The 19,070-nt window shown below is 70.1% G+C and carries 15 protein-coding genes and 1 pseudogene; 7 read left to right on the top strand and 9 right to left on the bottom strand.

From position 1 onward, the window contains the following. Both ABZS54_RS28330 and ABZS54_RS28335 read right to left on the bottom strand, forming a co-directional pair. Nucleotides 1–711: pseudogene (locus ABZS54_RS28330) on the bottom strand (hypothetical protein); the annotation flags it as partial. Nucleotides 712–851: 140 nt separating this feature from the next. Next, nucleotides 852–2,057 (bottom strand): transglycosylase family protein, encoded by a 1,206-nt coding sequence (locus tag ABZS54_RS28335; RefSeq protein ID WP_355542000.1) that lies wholly within the window; start codon nt 2,055–2,057, stop codon nt 852–854. Nucleotides 2,058–2,278: 221 nt separating this feature from the next. On the opposite strand from ABZS54_RS28335, the gene ABZS54_RS28340 reads away from it, so the two are divergent. Beyond that, nucleotides 2,279–2,551, top strand: coding sequence for a glycoside hydrolase family 3 C-terminal domain-containing protein (locus tag ABZS54_RS28340; protein ID WP_355542003.1), 273 nt, complete (start codon nt 2,279–2,281; stop codon nt 2,549–2,551). Nucleotides 2,552–3,068: 517 nt separating this feature from the next. Here ABZS54_RS28340 and ABZS54_RS28345 read toward each other — a convergent pair. Continuing rightward, the gene (locus ABZS54_RS28345; RefSeq protein ID WP_355542006.1) at nt 3,069–4,196 is read right to left on the bottom strand and encodes a uroporphyrinogen-III synthase; all 1,128 of its coding nucleotides are present in this window, start codon (nt 4,194–4,196) and stop codon (nt 3,069–3,071) included. A gap of 451 nt (nt 4,197–4,647) precedes the next feature. Here ABZS54_RS28345 and ABZS54_RS28350 point away from each other — a divergent pair, with 451 nt between their 5' ends. The 5 genes from ABZS54_RS28350 (at nt 4,648) to ABZS54_RS28370 (ending at nt 13,276) form a co-directional block, all read left to right on the top strand. Beyond that, nucleotides 4,648–6,849, top strand: coding sequence for a molybdopterin-dependent oxidoreductase (locus ABZS54_RS28350; protein WP_355542009.1), 2,202 nt, complete (start codon nt 4,648–4,650; stop codon nt 6,847–6,849). Nucleotides 6,850–7,135: 286 nt separating this feature from the next. Beyond that, on the top strand, nt 7,136–8,455 hold the full coding sequence (locus ABZS54_RS28355; protein ID WP_355542070.1) for an FAD-dependent oxidoreductase: 1,320 nt from the start codon (nt 7,136–7,138) through the stop codon (nt 8,453–8,455). 411 nt (nt 8,456–8,866) lie between these two features. Further along, entirely contained in the window at nt 8,867–11,410 is a 2,544-nt protein-coding gene (gene nirB, locus ABZS54_RS28360; RefSeq protein ID WP_355542012.1) for a nitrite reductase large subunit NirB, read from the top strand. Continuing rightward, nucleotides 11,407–11,775, top strand: coding sequence for a nitrite reductase small subunit NirD (gene nirD, locus ABZS54_RS28365; RefSeq protein WP_355542015.1), 369 nt, complete (start codon nt 11,407–11,409; stop codon nt 11,773–11,775). Before nirB ends, nirD begins: the two co-directional genes overlap by 4 nt. 196 nt (nt 11,776–11,971) lie before the next feature. Continuing rightward, nucleotides 11,972–13,276 (top strand): nitrate/nitrite transporter, encoded by a 1,305-nt coding sequence (locus tag ABZS54_RS28370; RefSeq protein WP_355542073.1) that lies wholly within the window; start codon nt 11,972–11,974, stop codon nt 13,274–13,276. A gap of 108 nt (nt 13,277–13,384) precedes the next feature. On the opposite strand, the gene ABZS54_RS28375 is transcribed toward ABZS54_RS28370, so the two are convergent. Genes ABZS54_RS28375 through ABZS54_RS28385 form a run of 3 tightly spaced genes read right to left on the bottom strand, consistent with a single transcriptional unit; the run spans nt 13,385 to nt 16,037 of the window. Then, entirely contained in the window at nt 13,385–14,467 is a 1,083-nt protein-coding gene (locus ABZS54_RS28375; RefSeq protein WP_355542018.1) for a tetratricopeptide repeat protein, read from the bottom strand. Then, nucleotides 14,464–15,765 carry an ATP-binding protein gene (locus ABZS54_RS28380; protein WP_355542021.1) on the bottom strand — a complete coding sequence of 434 codons (1,302 nt, stop codon included), beginning with the start codon at nt 15,763–15,765 and terminating at the stop codon, nt 14,464–14,466. The genes ABZS54_RS28375 and ABZS54_RS28380 overlap by 4 nt, the downstream gene beginning before the upstream one ends. A 38-nt stretch (nt 15,766–15,803) precedes the next feature. Further along, a complete protein-coding gene (locus ABZS54_RS28385) occupies nt 15,804–16,037 on the bottom strand; it encodes a hypothetical protein (RefSeq protein ID WP_355542024.1) in 234 nt (77 codons plus the stop codon). A gap of 900 nt (nt 16,038–16,937) precedes the next feature. Here ABZS54_RS28385 and ABZS54_RS28390 point away from each other — a divergent pair. Beyond that, nucleotides 16,938–17,204, top strand: coding sequence for a hypothetical protein (locus ABZS54_RS28390; RefSeq protein WP_355542075.1), 267 nt, complete (start codon nt 16,938–16,940; stop codon nt 17,202–17,204). On the opposite strand, the gene ABZS54_RS28395 is transcribed toward ABZS54_RS28390, so the two are convergent. The 3 genes from ABZS54_RS28395 to ABZS54_RS28405 form a co-directional block, all read right to left on the bottom strand. Then, nucleotides 17,194–17,955, bottom strand: a complete 762-nt coding sequence (locus ABZS54_RS28395; protein WP_355542078.1) for an SAM-dependent methyltransferase — start codon at nt 17,953–17,955, stop codon at nt 17,194–17,196. The genes ABZS54_RS28390 and ABZS54_RS28395 overlap by 11 nt on opposite strands. Before the next feature lie 208 nt (nt 17,956–18,163). Continuing rightward, complete coding sequence (locus ABZS54_RS28400) at nt 18,164–18,454, bottom strand: hypothetical protein (RefSeq protein ID WP_355542026.1); 291 nt, start codon at nt 18,452–18,454, stop codon at nt 18,164–18,166. A 136-nt stretch (nt 18,455–18,590) separates the two neighbouring features. After that, complete coding sequence (locus ABZS54_RS28405) at nt 18,591–18,830, bottom strand: hypothetical protein (RefSeq protein WP_355542029.1); 240 nt, start codon at nt 18,828–18,830, stop codon at nt 18,591–18,593. Nucleotides 18,831–19,070 lie beyond the last annotated feature (240 nt).

A 19,070-nucleotide genomic window follows, 5' to 3' on the forward strand; every position in this document is an offset into this window, starting at 1 on the left:
CCCCACATTGTCGGGAACCGCGTCGAAGCCGGACCACGTACCCGCATCGTGGTCTGCGACGGCACCGTAGATGATGTCGTCACTGCCGATCGAGAGGAGGTTGGTGGTGGGCGGAGCATCTTCGATGATCTTGTTGTAGCGCAGAGCCTTGTAGTCACCGTTGGGGTGGGAATCAAAAGTCGGAGCATTGATCGACATGCCGGTGACGTGCTTCACCGGTGTGGAGCCGAAGGAGTAATAGGAGAACTTGGTGTGCGCCGCGTCGTCCCACTTGTCGAAGAGGATCACGTGATCGTAGTAGCTGTTGAGGATATCGCCGGCCCTCAGTTCACTGCGGGAGATCTCGTGGGAAAAGCTCGGCAGTGCCTGGGTATTGGGACTCCATTCGAGATGCCAGGCCATCGATACATAACCCGAGCAGTCCGTACGATAGGATCGGCCGCTGGAGTCCGGATAGGCGCCGCCCTGATTGTAGGGAATGCCCTTGCCGAGCCAGTATTGGGCTCGGGAGATCACTTCGGAACGTGATATCGGAGACCCTACGGTTGAATTCGCGGTTGCATTCGCGGCCTGAAATAAGGGCGACGAAGCGATGCCGCTGTCGGCGGGTGCCGCCGTCGCCGGTATCGCGGTCAAAAGCAGGGAGGACCCGAGAGCCGAGACAAAAAGGCTCGTACGGATGGCGGTGCGGAAAGACGATTTTGTGCGCATGATTCTTCCTTGTTCTGGGCAGCGGCGAGCCGCGCGCTGATTACCTGCGATTTGTTGTGCGAAGCCGGAGTCGAACTCCGAGGCCGCGAAGCCGAAGCCGAGACCAATCCGGATCCGAGGCCGAAGGCGGCGACGGGTCTCTAGGAATCCGTGGCGGCGATGCGCTTGGTTCCGGCGTTGTCCGGGACGGCCCAGAATTGGGACCAGGTGCCGTTGCTGTAGTTGCCGTCGGCGCCGTAGATGATGTCGTCGTCGCCGACGGAGAAGAGGTGGACGATGTCGCCGGTCGAGGATGCGGCGATTTGCTTGGTTCCGCTGTTGGGCGGTGTGGCGGGGTCGAAGTCGGTCCAGCTTCCGCCCTGGTAGTTCTTGTCGGCGGTGTAGATCTTGTCGTCGTCGCCGATGGCGAAGAGGTGGACGGTGTTGCCGGTGGCGGCGGCGGTGATCTGCTTTGTTCCGGTGTTGTCGGGTACGGCGTCGAAGTCGGACCAGGTGCCCGCCGAGTAGTCCGCGTCGGCGGTGTAGATCTTGTCGTCGTCGCCGATGGAATACAGGTGCACGGTGTTGCCGGTGGCCGCGGCGGCGATCTGCTTGGTTCCGGAGTTGTCGGGAACGGGGTAGAAGTTGGTCCAGCTTCCGCCCTGGTAGTTCTTGTCGGCGGTGTAGATCTTGTCGTCGTCGCCGATGGCGAAGAGGTGGACGGTGTTGCCGGTGGCCGCGGCGGCGATTTGTTTGGTTCCCACGTTGGGGGAGGGCAGGGGATCGAAACCGCCCCATGTGCCGTCGTCGGCCTTGTCGGACATGTAGATCTTGTCGTCGTCGCCGATCGAGAACAGATGCGTTGCACCCGGTGTCGATGCGGCGGCGATCTGCTTCGTCCCCACATTGTCGGGAACCGCGTCGAAGCCGGACCACGTACCCGCATCGTGGTCTGCGACGGCACCGTAGATGATGTCGTCACTGCCGATCGAGAACAGCTGGGACGTCTTGGGCGGATCAGGATAGGGATTCGCGTGGTCCGTCGAGAGCCCGGTCCCCGGAGAACACGTCCAGGCACCCGCTCCCTGGTCCGCGAGGATTTTTTCGGCGATGAGGATCTGCTCCTTCTTTGTCGCCTGATCCGGCCGCGCCGCGTATTGGGTCCCGCCGTAGTGCTTCCAGTTGTAGAGGTTTATCTGCAGGCCTCCGTAGTAAAGTCCGTTCGATGAGACGATGGACCAGTTGCCACCGCTTTCACACTTCGCAACCTTGTCCCAGGTCGCTACGGACGCGGCATCGGCCGATCCTACGGAAAGCCCGATGATCGCCGAACCGGAAAGGGCGAGGCCGAGGGCGGTCGTGAGCATTCTTCTTATGGAAGCGGCAGGCATGGCTGTACCCTTCGAGTAATGCGGACGAATAATGCTGCGGCCGGAGCCGGTTTTCCCGCGGTTATCCCGCGTTCGTCTCTCCGGTGCTTGTCGCCGCCGTTGACCAAAGAATGTCCGCAGGTCGGAAGTTGATCCAGGGACCCCGGCCGGCCTGAAGCGGCCTTGTCCTACTCCGGCCACCGAGGTCGGTATCACGAATGGACGTCGCGGCGGTGTCGCGGGCGTGGCTGGCGGGCCAGGAGGGCGGCGATGCGATCGCCGACATGCTCATGGGCGTCGCCGGGCCCGGGTACCGACTGCTCTCCACGTGGCGCGCCGCCGAGGCGGATGTTCCGATCCGGTCGACCGCGGCGGCCGGCACGACGGCGACGGCCCGGATCACCGTCCCGCCTCGATTCCTCGCCGCTGGGACCCTGACGTGCATGCGTGACGATCGTGCCCGGTGCGTACCGGATCACCATCGGCCGTAACGTCACCGACGTGCGTGCGGGCCTGGAAGTGGCGTGGCAGGGGCGGCGGTAGGGTCGGCGGAGGGGCCCAGTCGTATCCCCGCACAGGCGTATCCCCGCACAGCGGAACGGCCGAGCTACGCGGGGCTCTCGCGCGCGAAGTGCGGGGCGCCCCGCATTTCGTGCGGCTACGCGTGCCGTGCCGGCCGGGCGTTCAAGGCTTGTAGCGACGGTTCGGGACGCGGCACCGGCGGATTCGAACAGGGATGGCGCAGTACCTCCATGGTCGCCAACTCCCCCTTGCAGTGCGGGCGTTCAGGATCCACGCGCGGAACTCCCCTCGACGGGCGGTAGACCGACCTCGGCCGTTCGCCGGTGAGGGGGACGATGCCGGTTCTCGGCAGGGCGCGCAATGCCGGCGCGGCACGCGCTGTCACGGCGCAATGCCGGGGCCGCCGACCGCCGGGTGGTCGTTGTCGGCGGCGCCGTCGAGGAGGAGTTCGTGGCGCCGGGTGGCCAACGTGCCGCCCGGACCGCGTCAGGTCGCGACGGCCAGGCGGTAACCGCGCTTCGTGACGGTTTTGATCAAGCCCTTGTGCGGGCCGAGCGAGGTACGCAGGCGGGCCACGGCGGCCTCGACCGCGTGCTCGTCGGTGGAGGCGTCACGCCAGACTCGGCGTAGGAGTTCGGCTCGACTGAGCACCCAGCCCGGTCGTTCGGCGAGCGCGCGCAGGACCGCCGCCGACACCGGGGACAACGAGATCACGCCACCCTGCACCAGGACCGCGCTGCCCTGCAGGATCAGGCGATCCGTACCGGTATCCAACTCCCGCCGAACCCGGCCGGGCAGCGTCTCGGTGACCGTACGGACGAGCGAGCCGAGTCGCCCCCGCTCCGGCCACACCGCCTCCACACCCTCGTCCGTCAGTGGTTTGGCGCAGATCCCGCCTATGCACACGGGCAGCACACTCGTCCGCAACGCGGTCAACACCTCCTCGTGCCGCCCAAGTTCGTCCGCGGCTTGGAGGAATGCGCCGATCGCGGGTGCGCTGGTGAAGGTGAGCGCGTGCAGTTCGCGTCGGGTCACCTGCTCGACCAGGCGGCGTACCGCGATGGGATCCTCCGGTGGTCCCCACCGGTACACGGGCAGTTCGATCACCTCGGCGCCGCGCTCGCGCAGGATCGAGGCGAACCCTTGGAGCGGCGCGCCATGTTCCTGGAGTGCTATCCGACGGCCTCGCAGATCCCGGGCGAGCAACCAGTGGAGGAGCTCGTCGTTGGCCTCCGAGCCCGGCGAGTACGTCTCGCGCAGCCCTGACGCCCGAACCGCCCCGGTGGCCTTGGGACCGCGACTGATCACCGTCGCCGCCTCGCAGGCCCGGCGCAGCTCGGCCGATCGTCCCCAACCCTCGGCCGCGTTCATCCAACCGCGCCAGCCCACGCCGGTCGTCGCGACCACGTAGTCGAGCGGTTCGACCAGGCAGCGCTCGGTGGCGAGACGTAGTACGTGGTCCTCGCGCAGCGGGATGATGCTGAGCGTCGCGGTGCCCACGACCTTTGCGCCGCGACGTTCGAGCAGGGCGACCAGTTCGTCGCGGCGCCGGGCGGCCGTGACGCCGACCGTGAGCCCGACGAGGGGTTCGGCGGCGTTTGTGCGAGTAACCATGTGACGAGAGTGGGGGGCCGGCGTTACAGGGGTGTTGCGGCTTGATCACCCCGGGGTTAGGTCTCGAGTTCTCGTGGGGCTCTTCGGTGTCACGGTTCTCACGGTCGGTACCCGGCCCGGTGAGACAGCCGTACCGTCGGCGCAACATCGCAGACCAGGCGGCGTAACCGTAGCTCGCGACGCTACCGACATGACGACGCACGCCGGGACCACGACGACGGACACCCATTGCCCGTACTGCTCGCTGCAGTGCGGGATGGGCCTGCGGGCCGAGCGGGGTTCGGGGCCTGGGATCGGCCCGGGTGTTTCGAATGATGCGGGCCTTTCGGGTGACTCGGGTGCTTCGAGTTCCGCTGGTTCTACGAGTTCTTCGGCATCTTCGGACCTTACGGATCTTACGGGCTTTACGGGCTCTACGGGCTCTACGGGTCTTTCAGGTGATTCGGATGTTTTGGTCGAAGTTGTCGAGCGGCCCGGGTTTCCGGTCAATCGTGGTGCGTTGTGCGGCAAGGGGCAGAGTGCGGCCGAGGTCTTGCGGCGCGGGGTACGGCTGACCGCGCCGCTGGTGCGCGATGCCGACGGGGTGCTGCGCGAGGCGGGGTGGGACGACGCGTTGGACCGCGTCGCGGCCGGGTTGACGGCGGCCGGCCGGGCGTACGGACGAGACACCGTCGGGGTGTTCGGCGGGGGCGGACTGACCAACGAGAAGGCCTATCTATTGGGGAAGTTCGCGCGGGTGGTGCTGCGGACGGCGAACATCGACTACAACGGCCGGTTCTGTATGTCCTCGGCGGCGGCCGCGGGCAAGGCGGCCTTCGGCGTCGATCGCGGGCTGCCGTTTCCCATGGAGGACATCGCACGGACCGGCTGCGTGATCCTGGTCGGGGCCAATCCGGCGGACACGATGCCGCCGGCGCTGCGCTACTTCACCGACATGCGCGCGGCCGGCGGGCGATTGGTGGTCGTGGACCCGCGCCGGACCCGGACGGCTGCCCAGGCCGATCTGCACCTTCAGCCGGTACCGGGTACGGACCTGGCGCTCGCGCTGGGCCTGCTGCACCTGTTGATCGCCGACGGGCATGTGGACGAGGAGTTCGTGACGGCCCGCACGGTCGGCTTCGATGCGGCGCGGGCGGCGGCTATGGCGCACTGGCCGGAGCGCGTCGAGCGGATCACCGGCGTACCGGTGGAGGCGATGCGGGACGCGATCCGGATGTTCGTGTCGGCGCCGGCGGCCATGGTGCTGACGGCCCGCGGCCCGGAGCAGCAGAGCAAGGGCGTGGACACGGTCGGGGCGTGGATCGATCTGTGCCTGGCAGCCGGGAAGGCCGGGCGACCGCTGTCCGGCTACGGCTGCCTGACCGGCCAGGGCAACGGGCAGGGCGGACGCGAACACGGCCAGAAGGCCGACCAACTGCCGGGCTACCGGATGATCACGGATCCGGCCGCGCGGGCCCACGTGGCGGGGATCTGGGGCGTGGACGCGGATTCGCTGCCGGGGCCCGGGCGTTCCGCGTACGAACTGTTGGACTCCTGCGGCGAGGAGGTCCGCGCCCTGTTCGTGATGGGCTCCAACCCGGTGGTGTCCGCGCCGAACGCGGCCCACGTGGAGACCCGGCTCGCGGCGTTGGACTTCCTGGTGGTGGCGGACGTGGTGCTGTCCGAGACGGCGGCGCTGGCCGATGTCGTGTTGCCCAGCGCCCAGTGGGCCGAGGAGAACGGGACCACGACGAACCTGGAGGGCAGGGTGATCCTGCGTCAGGCCGCGCTGCCGGTGCCGGACGGCGTGCGGACGGACCTGTTCACGCTGAACGCGCTCGCCCGGCGGCTGGGCGTCGATCGTGGCTTCGCGACGGACGCGGAGGAGGTGTTCGACGAACTGCGCCGAGCGTCGGCGGGCGGGGCGGCGGACTACGCGGGCATCACCTACGACCGCATCCGGGCCGAGGACGGGGTTTTCTGGCCCTGCCCGGACGTGACCCACCCGGGTACGCCGCGGCTTTTCCTGGATCGCTTCGCAACGCCGGACGGAAGAGCGCGCTTCGCAGCGCCCACGCACCGGGCCGCGGCCGAGGAGCCGGACGCGGAATATCCGCTGTATCTGACGACGGGTCGGGTCCTGAGCCAGTACCAGAGCGGTGCCCAGACCCGCCGCGTCCCGACCCTGAACCGCGCTGCCTCCGGCCCGTTCGTGGAACTGCATCCGGACCTGGCGGAGCGGCTGGCGGTGGGCGACGGCGACCCGGTCGCGGTCACGAGCCGCCGAGGACGCGCGGTCGCGCCGGCGAGGCTTTCGGGGGAGATTCGGCCGGACACGGTGTTCATGCCGTTCCACTGGGCGGGGGAGGGGCGGGCGAACTCGGTGACGAACGCGGCCCTGGACCCGGTATCGAGGATGCCGGAGTTCAAGGTGTGCGCGGTCCGGGTCGAGCGGGTCGCGGAGGTCGCGGGGGTCGCGGGGGTCGAGAACGTCGCGGGGGCCGCGAAGGTCGGGCCGGCGGCGGACGAGCGCGGGGGTGCTGCGTCGAGCGGGATCGATGGTGTCGGTGTCGGTGTCGGTGTCGGTGTGGGCGTGGGCGTGGGCGTGGGTGCCGGGGCCGAAGCCGGGGCCGGGGCCGGTGTGGGCATGTGTGTGGGCGTGGGAGGCGTGTGATGGCGCCTAGCCGGCTGGAGATGGGTGGAGCGGCGCTCGCCGATGCGAGCAGTGCTCTCGAATGCGTGTGGCGCTCTGTCCTGGACGAGTCCGCCCGGGGCGGTGCTCGCGAATGTGAGCAGTGCTCTCGTCTTTGTGAGGGAAGCAGCTGCGCGCCGCGCGGAGCTTTCGGCGGAGCGTTGCTCATTGATGCGCGCACTGCTCTCGCGAAGTCGCGCAGTTGGATGTGGTGACGTTCCGGCAGAGCGGTGCTCATGAGTGTGAGCAGTGCTCTTGGTTGCGAGAGGTGATCGTGGTGCGGGTCGGGGTGGTGGGCGCGGGGATGGCGGCGGCGCGGTTTGCGCAGCAAATGGCGGCACGGGAACCCGGGGTATCCGTGACGGTGTTCGGGGACGAGGTGTATCCGCCGTACAACAGAGCACTGCTCGCGGATGTGCTCAGTGCTCGCTTCGGGGCCGAGGCGATCGGGTTGCCGGTCGGGCCGACGGCGGTGGTTCGGGTCGGGACGCGGGTCAGTGCTCTTGATGCGGAGCAGTGCTCTCTTCGGTTGGCCGACGGCGAGGTGCATTCCTTCGACGTGATCGTGCTTGCGACCGGCGCCGGGCCTGTGCTGCCACCGATGCGGAACCTGCGGGTCGCGAGCAGGCCGCTTGGCTCGTTTGCGTCGACCGGGCCCACCGCGCCGCCCGCTCCGGTTGCCGCGCCCACCCCGCCCGCGCCCACCCCGCCCAGCGGCGAGCCGCGCGGGGAACCGAGCCTGGATCTGCTCGCGGGCGTGCATGCGTTCCGCTCCCTGGCCGACTGCGCCGCGCTCGCCGCTGCGGCGCCCAGGGCCGAGCGCGCCGTGGTGATCGGCGGAGGTGTCCTCGGAGTGAGCGCCGCGCGGGCCTTGGCGGCGTTGGGGGTCGCGGTCGAAATCGTGCACCAGGGACCGCACTTGATGGAGCGTCACCTCGATGCCCAAGCCGCGGGCGCATTGCTCTGCGGACTCGCCGAACTTGGTGTCGCGGTCTACCTCGACAACCGGGCTCGGGCCCTGACGGGTACGGATCACGTCGCCGGCGTCGAACTCGCCAACGGACACGTGCTCGACGCGGATCTGGTCGTCCTCGCCTGCGGGGTCCGTCCCCGGGTCGCGCTCGCCCGGGACGCGGGCCTGCGGGTCGACACCGGAATCGTGGTGGACGACCGGCTCGCCACCTCGGCGGCCGGCATCTACGCCATCGGGGACTGCGCCGAGTTCGCCGGAGACGTGCACGGCCTTGCAGCGGCGGCGTGGGACCAGGCCGATGTCCTGGCCGCGCACCTCGCCGGCGGCGGACAACGCTACGCCGGGTCGCGCACGATGATGCGTCTGACGGCCGGGCCGTTGGCGGTCGCGGCGTTCGGGGCGACAGGTGCACGGGCGGGCGACGACGTCGTGCGGGTTGCCGATCCGACCCGCAACGCCTACAAGAAGCTGGTCATCCGTGGCGACCGCCTCGTCGCCGGGATCCTGATCGGCGATCTCTCCACCGCCGGCACCCTGACCCGAGCCTTCGAACGCGACGATCCGCTGCCGGCCGACCCGCTCCACCTGTTGGCCGTGCCGGGAGCGTACCGATGACCGGGTCACCCACGACCGCCGCCCGACGCTGTCACCGCAACCACCCGGACCGGCCCCCGTGATCGGCGTCGCGAGGAGGCGGGCCCGCCGGGTTGTGGGGTTGTGCCGGCGGCGTGCCTACAGGCCGTGTGGGCAGGGTCGTTGCTTCGGTTCGGGAGTGGGGGTGCGGCCGGCGGGGCCGACCCCGCCGGCCGGCGCCGCGAGGACGCGGGGCCGCTGCGCCGTGGGGCTGGTTCGACGGTGACTGCGGGGGCGTGTGGGGACGACTTGCGGTGGTGGTGTCGGGGTTGTCGGTCGGGGTCCGGCGATCGGGATCCGGGGGTGGTTTGGGGTCGCGGGTGGGTTCGTGAGTGTGCTTGCTGCTTGTGGGTGCGGGTCCGGGTTGTTTCGGCGTTGTTGGAGGAGTCGGGCGTGAGTGATGTCGGGAAGACGAATGTGGTTTTGGTCGGGCACGGCATGGTGGGACAGCGGTTCGTCGAGGCGCTCGTCGAGCAGGACGGCGGGCGTGTCGCCGTCACCGTGTTGGCCGAGGAGCCGCGGCGGGCCTACGACCGGGTGCACCTGACCTCCTGGTTCTCGGGTACGACGGCGGAGGAACTGTCGTTGTGCAGTGCGGAGTTCGCACGGCAGCATCAGATCGACATTCGGCTCGGGGATCCTGTCGAGACGATCGATCGGATCGGCCGCACCGTCACCACCCGAGCCGGCCGCAGCGTGCCGTACGACGTGCTCGTGCTGGCGACCGGGTCGTATCCGTTCGTGCCGCCGGTGCCCGGTCACGACGCGGACGGGTGCTTCGTGTACCGCACGATCGAGGACGTCGAGGCGATCGAGGCCGCCGCGCGCGGTGCACGGGTGGGAGCGGTCGTCGGCGGCGGGTTGCTCGGCCTCGAGGCCGCCGGAGCGCTGACCGCGATGGGGCTGGAAACCCATGTCGTCGAGTTCGCGCCGCGTCTGATGGCCATTCAGGTCGACGACGGTGGCGGGGAGGTGTTGCGGCGCAAGGTCGAGGAGTTGGGGGTGACCGTCCATACCGGGGCGGGGACGCAGGCCGTCACCACCGGTGCCGACGGGCGGGTCTCGGGCATGACGTTGTCGGACGGCAGCGAACTGGCCGCCGATCTGGTGGTGTTCTCGGCCGGAGTGCGGCCGCGGGATCAACTCGCCCGAGCCGCGGGCCTCGCGGTGGGTGAGCGCGGCGGCATCGTCGTGGACGAGCGTTGCCGGACCGCGGATCCGCACATCCTGGCCATCGGCGAGTGCGCGCTGGCCGCGGACGGGCGCGTGTACGGGCTGGTCGCGCCGGGGTACGCGATGGCAGAGGTGGCCGCGGCCGAGATCGGTGGCGCCGGGACGGACGGTTTCGCCGGCGCGGATCTGTCGACCAAGCTCAAGCTGCTCGGCGTCGAGGTGGCGAGTTTCGGCGACGCACACGGGACCGCCGAGGGGTGCGTGGAGGTGCTGTACTCCAACACCCGGGCCGGCGTGTACAAGAAGCTGGTCATCGGAGCGGACGGGCGGCTGCTGGGCGGCGTTCTGGTCGGTGACGCGGAGGCGTACGGGACGTTGCGGCCGCTGACCGGCGGGGCCCTGCCGGTGCCGGCCGAGCAGCTCGTGTTGCCCGCGTCGATGGGCGCACCGGTGCGGTTCGAGCTTCCGGACACGGCCGTGGTGTGCTCGTGCCACGCGGTGACGAAGGCGGTGATCCGAAACGCGGTCACCGCCCACGACTGCCTCGATGTCCCGGCCGTGAAGAAGTGCACCAAGGCCGGTACCGGGTGCGGAAGTTGCGTCAAGCTCATCGGCACGATCGTGACCGAGGAGCTGGCCGCCGCCGGGATCGAGAGCATGCGCGGGCTGTGTGAGCACTTCGCCGAGCACACCCGCGCCGAGTTGTACGAGATCGTTCGGGTCAAGGGCATCACCTCCTTCACCCGGTTGATCGACGAGCACGGCAGTTCCGGCGCGCCGGGCGGCGACGGGTGCGATGTCTGCAAGCCCACCGTCGGCTCGATCCTGGCGAGTCTGGCCCAGGGACACATCCTCGACGGCGAACAGGCCGCACTCCAGGACACCAACGACCACTTTCTCGCCAACATCCAGCGCAACGGCTCGTATTCGGTCGTCCCACGCATCCCGGGCGGCGAGATCACTCCGGAGGGCCTGATCACCATCGGTGAGATCGCCCGCGACTTCGGCCTCTATACGAAGATCACCGGTGGCCAACGGATCGATCTGTTCGGGGCAACGGTCGACCAACTCCCGCCAATCTGGAGAAGGTTGGTCGCGGCCGGCTTCGAGTCGGGCCACGCGTACGGCAAGGCGCTGCGGACCGTGAAGTCGTGCGTCGGCGAGACCTGGTGCCGTTACGGCGTCCAGGACTCGGTCGGCCTCGCGATCGAGCTCGAACTGCGGTATCGGGGTCTGCGTTCGCCGCACAAGCTCAAGTCCGCGGTGAGCGGGTGCGCCCGCGAGTGCGCCGAGGCGCAGAGCAAGGACTTCGGGGTGATCGCCACCTCCGAGGGCTGGAACCTGTACGTCGGCGGCAACGGCGGGATGACCCCGCGGCACGCAGACCTGCTGGCGAGCGACCTCGACCGCGACACGCTCATCCGCACGATCGACCGCTTCCTGATGTTCTACATCCGGACCGCCGACCGACTCGAACGCACCGCGTCGTGGCTGGAGCGGATGGAGGGCGGCCTCGACCACCTGCGTGCCGTGATCAACGACGACTCGCTCGGGATCTGCGCCGACCTGGACGAACTGATGAACCGTCACGTCGGGACCTATCAGGACGAGTGGGCGGCGACACTGGCCGACCCCGACCGGGTCCGCCGGTTCGTGTCGTTCGTCAATGCGCCCGGCACCCCCGATCCCACCGTCCGGTTCACCGCCGAGCGGGACCAGATCAAGCCCGTTCTGTTCGAGAAGTTGGAGGTACGCGGCCGATGACGACAAGTATCGAGTCGACGACCACGCTCACCGTCGAGATCTCCGGCGAAACCGGCTGGATGCCGGTGTGTTCGTACGCCGACCTCGTGCCCGGCCGGGGTGTCGCGGTCCTGATCGAGGGCCATCAGGTCGCGGTGTTTCGAGACCGGGCGGGGCAGCTGTACGCGTTGGCCAACCGCGATCCGTTCAGCGGCGCGTACGTCATCTCGCGCGGCATCGTCGGGCAGCGGGGTGAGGTGCCCACGATCGCGTCGCCGATGTACAAGCAGGTGTTCGACCTTCGTACGGGTCGGTGTCTGGACGAGGACGAGGGCCCCGACGGGGAACCGGCCGCGTTGCGGACGTGGGCTGTTCGCATCCGGTGACGGGTGCCCGTCGCCGCCCGGAATTCTCACACCGCTTGAACGCCGATCCTGAGCGAGTTGTAGCGCCGGCGACCGACAGGACGTAGTGCGCCGAAATCTGCCGTTCCTAGCGTGATGAACCGTCAGCCGGTATTCCCCTTCGGACAGGCAGGTCCCAGTGACGACGACTGCGACAACCACCACCACGACCGCACCCATCGCCGCGACCGGGTCCGGACCGCTCGACGATTGGCGGCCCGAGGACGAGGCCTTCTGGGCCCAGGCGGGGGCCAAGATAGCCCGGCGCAACCTGATCTTCTCGGTCCTCTCCGAGCACATCGGCTTCTCGGTCTGGAGTCTGTGGTCGGTCATCGTGCTCTTCCTGGGCCCGGCCTACGGGTTCGACCCCGCGCAGAAGTTCACCCTGACCGCCGTGCCGACCCTGGTCGGGGGTGCGATGCGGATTCCGTACACGTTCGCGGTCGCCCGCTTCGGTGGTCGTAACTGGACCGTGATCAGCGCACTGTTGCTGCTGCTGCCCACGGTGGTGATCGCGATCGTGTTGGAACCGGGCGTCTCCTACGGCACGTTGCTTGCGGTCGCCGCGATCGCCGGGGTCGGCGGCGGCAACTTCGCCTCCTCGATGGCCAACATCAACGCGTTCTACCCGCAGCGGCTGAAGGGGTGGGCGCTCGGGATCAACGCCGGTGGCGGCAACCTGGGCGTGCCCGCTGTGCAGTTGGTCGGGCTCGCGGTGCTTGCGACGGCGGGCGCGGAGCACCCTCGGCTGCTGCTCGTGGTCTACATCCCGCTGATCGTGCTCGCCGCGTTGTTGTCCGCGCGCTACATGGACAACCTGCCCGCGCTGCGCAACGACAGGGGCGCGATGCGCGAGGTTGCCGGCGAACCGCACGCGTGGGTGATGTCGCTGCTGTACATCGGCACGTTCGGGTCGTTCATCGGCTTCGGGTTCGCCTTCGGGCAGGTGCTCCAGGTGCAGTTCCACGCGGAGTTCGCCACTCCGGTGAAGGCGGCCTACCTGACCTTCCTGGGGCCGCTGTTGGGCTCGCTGGTGCGCCCGGTCGGTGGGTGGTTCGCGGATCGATGGGGCGGCGCGCGGGTCACGTTCTGGAACTTCGTCGCGATGGCCGGCGCCGCGCTCGTGGTCTATCTGGCTTCGCGGCAGGAGTCGCTCGGGCTGTTCCTGACCGGCTTCGTGATGCTGTTCGTGTTCAGCGGGTTGGGCAACGGCTCGGCGTACAAGATGATCCCGGCGATCTTCGCGGCCAAGCTCGGCGCGGGCCCGGCCGCGCGGCGCAAGTCGGGTGCGCTGATGGGCATCGCGGGTGCGGTGGGCGCGCTGGGCGGGGTCCTGGTCAACATCGCCTTCCGCGAGTCGTTCCTGAACTCCGGTCGGGGCGACGGCGCCTACCTGGCCTTCCTCGCCTTCTACGGGCTGTGCCTGGTGGTTACGTGGGCGGTGTACCTGCGACCTTCGGCACGGCGGTTGGCGGGCGTGTGAGGCGAGCAGCCCGCGATTCGGCGGCCGGTCCCGACGGGGATCGGCCGCCGGTCGGCTTTCCGCGCCCAGGTGCCCTCGCCGGCGAGCCCGATCCGGTCGCCGCAACCCTCAGCGGGAGGCGGCGCGTTCCAGTCGGACGGTGAGCAGGGTCGGCACGAGGGCCACCCAGAACAGGACTTGGGGAACGAGCCGGCCGGTCCACGGGATCGTCACGATCAGTACGGCGGTCAGGGTGCACCACGCGGTCTGGCCCAGAACCAGACGTGCCCAGCCGACCCGCCGGATCAGCGACCACATGCTCAGCTTGACGCCGGTGCGCAACCGCCGGTAGCGGCGCCAGGCGCCCAACCCCCACGCGATGCCCATCAGCGTCAGCGCCCACAGCCGGATGCCGAGCGGAGCGGGCAGCGCCGTGGGGTCGTCGCCGGTCGGGAAGACCCGGCCGGCCAGGGCAGCGATCACCAGGCAGAGCAGGGCGATCCAGCGGGTCCCGCGCAACATTCGGAAGACGGCCGTATCGACGTTCGCGCGCAGCCGCTCGGACGTGGGATCCGCGGCGAGCGCGACGGCGGCCGCGTCAGCGGCGGCCGGCAGTTTGGCCCCGGCGCCGATCAGTGCCGGCCGGGCAGCGGCGTGCACGGCATGGTCGGCGAGCTCGCCCAGGGCCCAGGCGTTCTGCGGGTCGATGCGCAACACCTCGCGAACCGCCCGCGTCCGCACGTCGTTTCGGCCGACCAGCAGGGAAGCCTTCCACAGTGCCCAGTGCGCACCGACCGCCTCCGGGCCCAGACGCACCGCGGTACAGGCCGCCTCGAACGCCTCGGGCCAGCGCGGCTGCCACGAGTTCAACGCCTCCGACAGCGCGGCATGGGCCTGCCACAGGTCGGGCGCGATGCCGATCGCGGTCCGGGCCGCGGCCTCCGCCTCCTCGCTGCGGCTCAACTTCCGCAGACCGTACACGCGCACCAAGAGCGCCTCGTAGTCGTCCGGCGCGACGGCCAACGCGGCGTCGCTCGCGGCGACGACCTCCTCGTCCCGTCCGAGGTTGAGGTGTACGTAGGCGAGGCGGACCCAGGCCCGGGCGTCGGAGGGGTCCTCGGCGACCCGGCGAGCGAGGAGTTCGCCGGCCTCCTCGTGGCGGTCCAACTCCATCAGTGCGTGCGCCCGGGCGGACAGCGGATGTTCGCTCACAGCTTTCCGGTCTTCCTCAGGTAGGTGACCAGGTCGTCGTACGTGCCGCCCTCGTTGGCGAACATCGCCACATTGCGCGCCGTCGCGAACCATGCCTCGGTGGACGGGCGGATGGCCTTGGCCGCCGCCAGCAGGTCGCGAGTGTCGATCATGCGGACCGAACCGGTGCGGACGGAGTCCAACAGCGCGGCTTCCGCCGCACTTTCGCACACGTGCGCAAGATCCGCGCCGGAGAACCCGTCGGTCATCCTGACCAGCTTGCCCAGGTCGATCGACGCGATGGGCCGCTCGCTCAGGTGGTAGCGCAGGATCGCCTCCCGAGCCGGTCGGTCGGGCGGCAGCACGAGCAGGGTGCGGTCCAGACGGCCGGGGCGGCGCAGCGCGAGATCCACGTCCCAGGGCACGTTGGTCGCGGCGAGTACGAAGACGCCCTCGTTGTCGTCGCCGACCCCGTCCAGCTCGGTGAGCAGCTGATTGACCGTGTTGCGCATACCGCCGTGCGCGGTCCGGCTGCGTTTGGCGCCGAGTGCGTCCAGTTCGTCGAGGAAGACCACACACGGCGCTCGGCGGCGCGCGGTGGCGAACACCTCGTGCATGTTGCGCTCGGAGTTGCCCATCCACATGTCCAGGACGTCGTGGATGGACACGGAGACGAAGCCGGCCCCGAGTTCGCCGGCGACCGCGCGGGCGATGAAGGTCTTGCCGCACCCGGGCGGCCCGTACAGCAACAGGCCCCCGCGCAGGCTCTTTCCGTACAGCCTGCGCAGCTCGGGGTTGCGCATCGGGGCCAGGAACGCGGCTTCCAGACGATCCTTGACCTCCTGCATTCCGCCGACGTCGGCAAGGCGCAGCGACCCGGGCGCATCCACGTCCCACGCGCTCGCCGCACCGGGTTCGCCGCTGTCGTCGGCGGCTACCGGCGCCTCGGATCCGTCGTCGTCGCCCTCACGTGGCCGTGCCACGAACCGGGGCGGGACCACGTCCTCGACCTCCTGCTCGGCTGCGGCCCAGTCGAATCCGCCCGCCGGAGGCGCCTGTTCGGCGGCCGGCGCCGCCGCGGGCGCTCCCATCGCCCGGGCCATCAGCGCCCGCGCCTGCGGGTCGCCGGGGGACTGACCGAGTACGGCGGCCACTTCGGCGACGGCGGCGTCGAGGCGGCCGGCGTCGATCAACAACTGCGCCAGGTGCAGGCGCAGCGGCAGATCGCGGGGCGCCGCCTCGACGGCCGTGCGCAGGCTGCGGATCAGCGGAGCCTCCGCCGCCGATGGTTCCGGGGACTGGGGACGCTCGTCGGGCATGGGCACAAGGTTACGATCATGGGGCGTCCGGCTTTTGCTCACCCCACCTTCGGCGCGGTCGTGCGGGTGTAGTGCTCGGCGACCTCGTCGCTCGTCGCGAGCCACACCCCCGGGTGGTTGACGACGTACTCCAGTGCCTGGTTCAGGTACTTGTGCCGGAACGCCTGACCGGTGACGAACGGGTGCAGCGCCAGGCCATGACCCGCCCGCTGTCGCGCCGGCCCGGTTCGACGCCGACGGGGATCGATGGGGCACCGCCGCGGGGCTCGCATTGCGGGCGGTGTGCGCGCTGATCCGGGGCGACCCGGACGTCGTACGCGAGGACGGCCGGCGCGGCGCCGACCCCGCCGGCCACGGCGACGCTGGGCCCGGGAGCCCTCGCCGACGCCTTCACCCGAGGCGCCGCATCGACCCGGAGCCGGCGGCCCGGGTGGCGGTGGAAGCGTTGTCCGGCGCCGATTGAAGCGCTTCGGCGGCTGCGCAGAAGTAGCGGACGAGGGTGTGTATCGACATTGACGTCCAGCGTGGCACGTGGCATCGCCGGCTCACGCGGGGGACGGGCCGAGCCGGGACGGGGTCAAGGGGCACGGGCGCGCCGAGGGCCGAGCGGGCCGATGCGCTGCGTGGCCGGAGTTCAAGGGCCGTGGGCGCCTGCGGTGTGCGTGGCGGGCGTGTGGCCCACGGCGGGTGTTCACCCGGGCGGCTGCATGGCCGGGACCGGGTTCTTCCGCTCCCGGGTGGGCATGGCGGGGCGCCGGCGCTGCTTCCGGGCATGCGCGATGTGTTGCCTGCGGCTTACCTGGTGAAGGCGACGGATCATTTCGGATGGAGCGAACATGCGCAGGACGAGAACACCCGCGAACACGCCGAGTGCCGCTTGGCAGGCGCCGGGCCGCACGAAGCCGGTACGGCGCGGCGTCGGGCCGACGGACGGGGTCGACGGCATCGGTACGGGAATCGGCGACCGTCGACGCAGGCGTGAGATGTTCTGCCCGCGATGCATGGGCGTGACCGAACGATGCACGCACGCGATCGGGGAACTGTCCGGCGTGAAGCCGAAATCGCCCTCCCAAGGCCGACGCGCCGCCCGGCGGGGCGCGCCCCCGCAGGGGTGACCGGACCGGGCAACCATGGTCCGACGCACATTCGCGGCGTTTTACCGAGCCAAGCTCATGCTTGCCGAGGTCCCCGCCGACGTCCCGGCCCCGGCGGTTCGTTCCGGTCTGGTGGTCGGTCGAGTCGGGCCGACCGACGCCTGCGGGAGCCGCGGTGTGCGGGCGTCGTTTCGCCGACCACCACGTGGAAGGCGGGCGCTGCCGAGTGAGCGTGGCGCCTGTGCCCGAGTCGTCGGGCCGGGCGGGCCGGACGCTCGGTCGGTCGCGATGAGGCGGAACGGGTGTCCCTTCGGGGGTGGTGCGCACGTCGGTGTCAGCGTTTGACGGCGACGAATCCCCATTGATCGACCGGCTGGGTGGTGACCGGCTCGTCGGGTCGCCACAGGGTGATCGAGCCGAAGCCGGGTTCCAGGAGGTCGAGGCCGTCGGCGAAGGAGCGCAGCACGTCGGCGGGGCGCGAGACATACGGGAGGGCGCCGCCGTCGGCGTACTCGTCCGACGCGGCGCGCGTCAGCGGAGTTTCGATGGTGTCGCACAGGACCAGGTGGCTGCCTGCGGGGAACGCGTCCAGATAGGTGCGCAACAGGGCGGCGGCTCGGGCGTCGTCGGTGACGTGACCCAGGGTGGAGAGCAACATCAGCGCGATCGGTCGGCTCAGGTCGAGCGTCCGGGCGGCCTCGCGCAGCACGGTCTCGGCGTCGGTGAGGTCGGCCGGCACGTACGCGGTCACTCCCTCGGGGCGGCCGGACAGGAGCGCGCGGGCGTGGGCGAGCACGATCGGGTCGTTGTCCACATAGACGATCCGGGCCTGCGGGGCGACCTGCTGGGCCACCTCGTGGGTGGCGTCGGCCGTGGGCAACCCGGTACCCAGATCCAGGAACTGGCGGATTCCGGCCTCGCCTGCCAGGTGGCGCACCGCGCGCGCCTGGAACCGACGGGAGGCGCGGGCGATGTCGACGATCTGTGGGAACGACTCCTGTAACTGCGCGCCCAGGGCCCGGTCTATCGGGTAGTTGTCCTTGCCGCCGAGCCAGAAGTTCCACATCCGCGCCGAGTGCGGTGTCGTCGTGTCCATCGTGAGGACCGATTCGAAGGCTTCGATCGACTCGGCTGGTTCGACGGGTTTCACCGGTTCGACATGTTCGGTCGGTTCGATCGGCGCAGGGTTCTGCTGGTCCGTGTTCATGTCACTCTCATCCCGTCGCTTCACATGATTCTCACAAACTCATGTGCATCCTTTCACCACGCATCACACGCGTCACGACCGCAGGCTGTCTGCGGGCTCAGGCGTCCGGGGACGGCGCGACGAGAAAGCGGCCCCTCATGAGCGCGGCGTCGGCGAGGATCTCCGGGTCGCCGTCGGGACGTTCGCGGAAGGCGAAGTCGAGCAGGTTGGCCGCGACCGCGACCCGGACCCCGACCCCGAGTCGGGCCCGTCGGCAGGACGGATCGGTGTCCGGCAGCGCGTAGCCGCGCACGAGGGCCCGGTGCAGCCGATCGGCGATGTCCGGGTCGCTCTGCCGACCACTGACGGTCGTTGCCTTCCTGCCCGGCGGCCGGGTCCGGGAGCGCACCGGCCGACGCGGCCGGTTCCGGGAACCTGCCGGCCCGCGCGGCCGGTTCCGGTATCCGCGCCGGGGGATGTGGCGGCCCGTCGGGACGACGGCGTCGCGGGGCAGGTGCGCCGACGTGCGGGTGACCGGTCCGGGGTTATGCCTCGGGTGGATCGAGTGCGTGCGGGTCGTCGTAGTGCGGGTAGCGACAGGCGGCGGAACAGCGGCAGGGCGGCTCGTCGGGGAAGGCGAGGATCGACGGCGGAGTCCCGTGATGGACGCGGGAATCGCGGATCAGCCGGGTGCCCTGCGGGTCGACTCGGTACACCGTCACGGTCAGCCGGGAATCCCGGGGCGTCGGTGGGGTGTCGACATCGGGACGGACGGTGTCGGACATGAATCCTCCTTCTCCGACCGGAATGGCCATCCCACAGGTACCACGGGCCCGGGCGGCGGGTCGGTCGGCCGGTCACCGATCACCCGAACGGCGGTGTGGAAACAGGGCGGGCCACCTCGGGTTCTGCGGGACCCGCGAGGTGTGAGCGGCGGCGAGGGGCAGACGGCTGCGGTGAGGGGGTGGCCGGGCACCGGTTCGAGGGTGCCGTCGAGGCCGCCGCGGCCCATGGCGCCGACCGGG

Source organism: Embleya sp. NPDC005575 (assembly GCF_040605455.1).
Classification (GTDB): Bacteria; Actinomycetota; Actinomycetes; order Streptomycetales; family Streptomycetaceae; genus Embleya.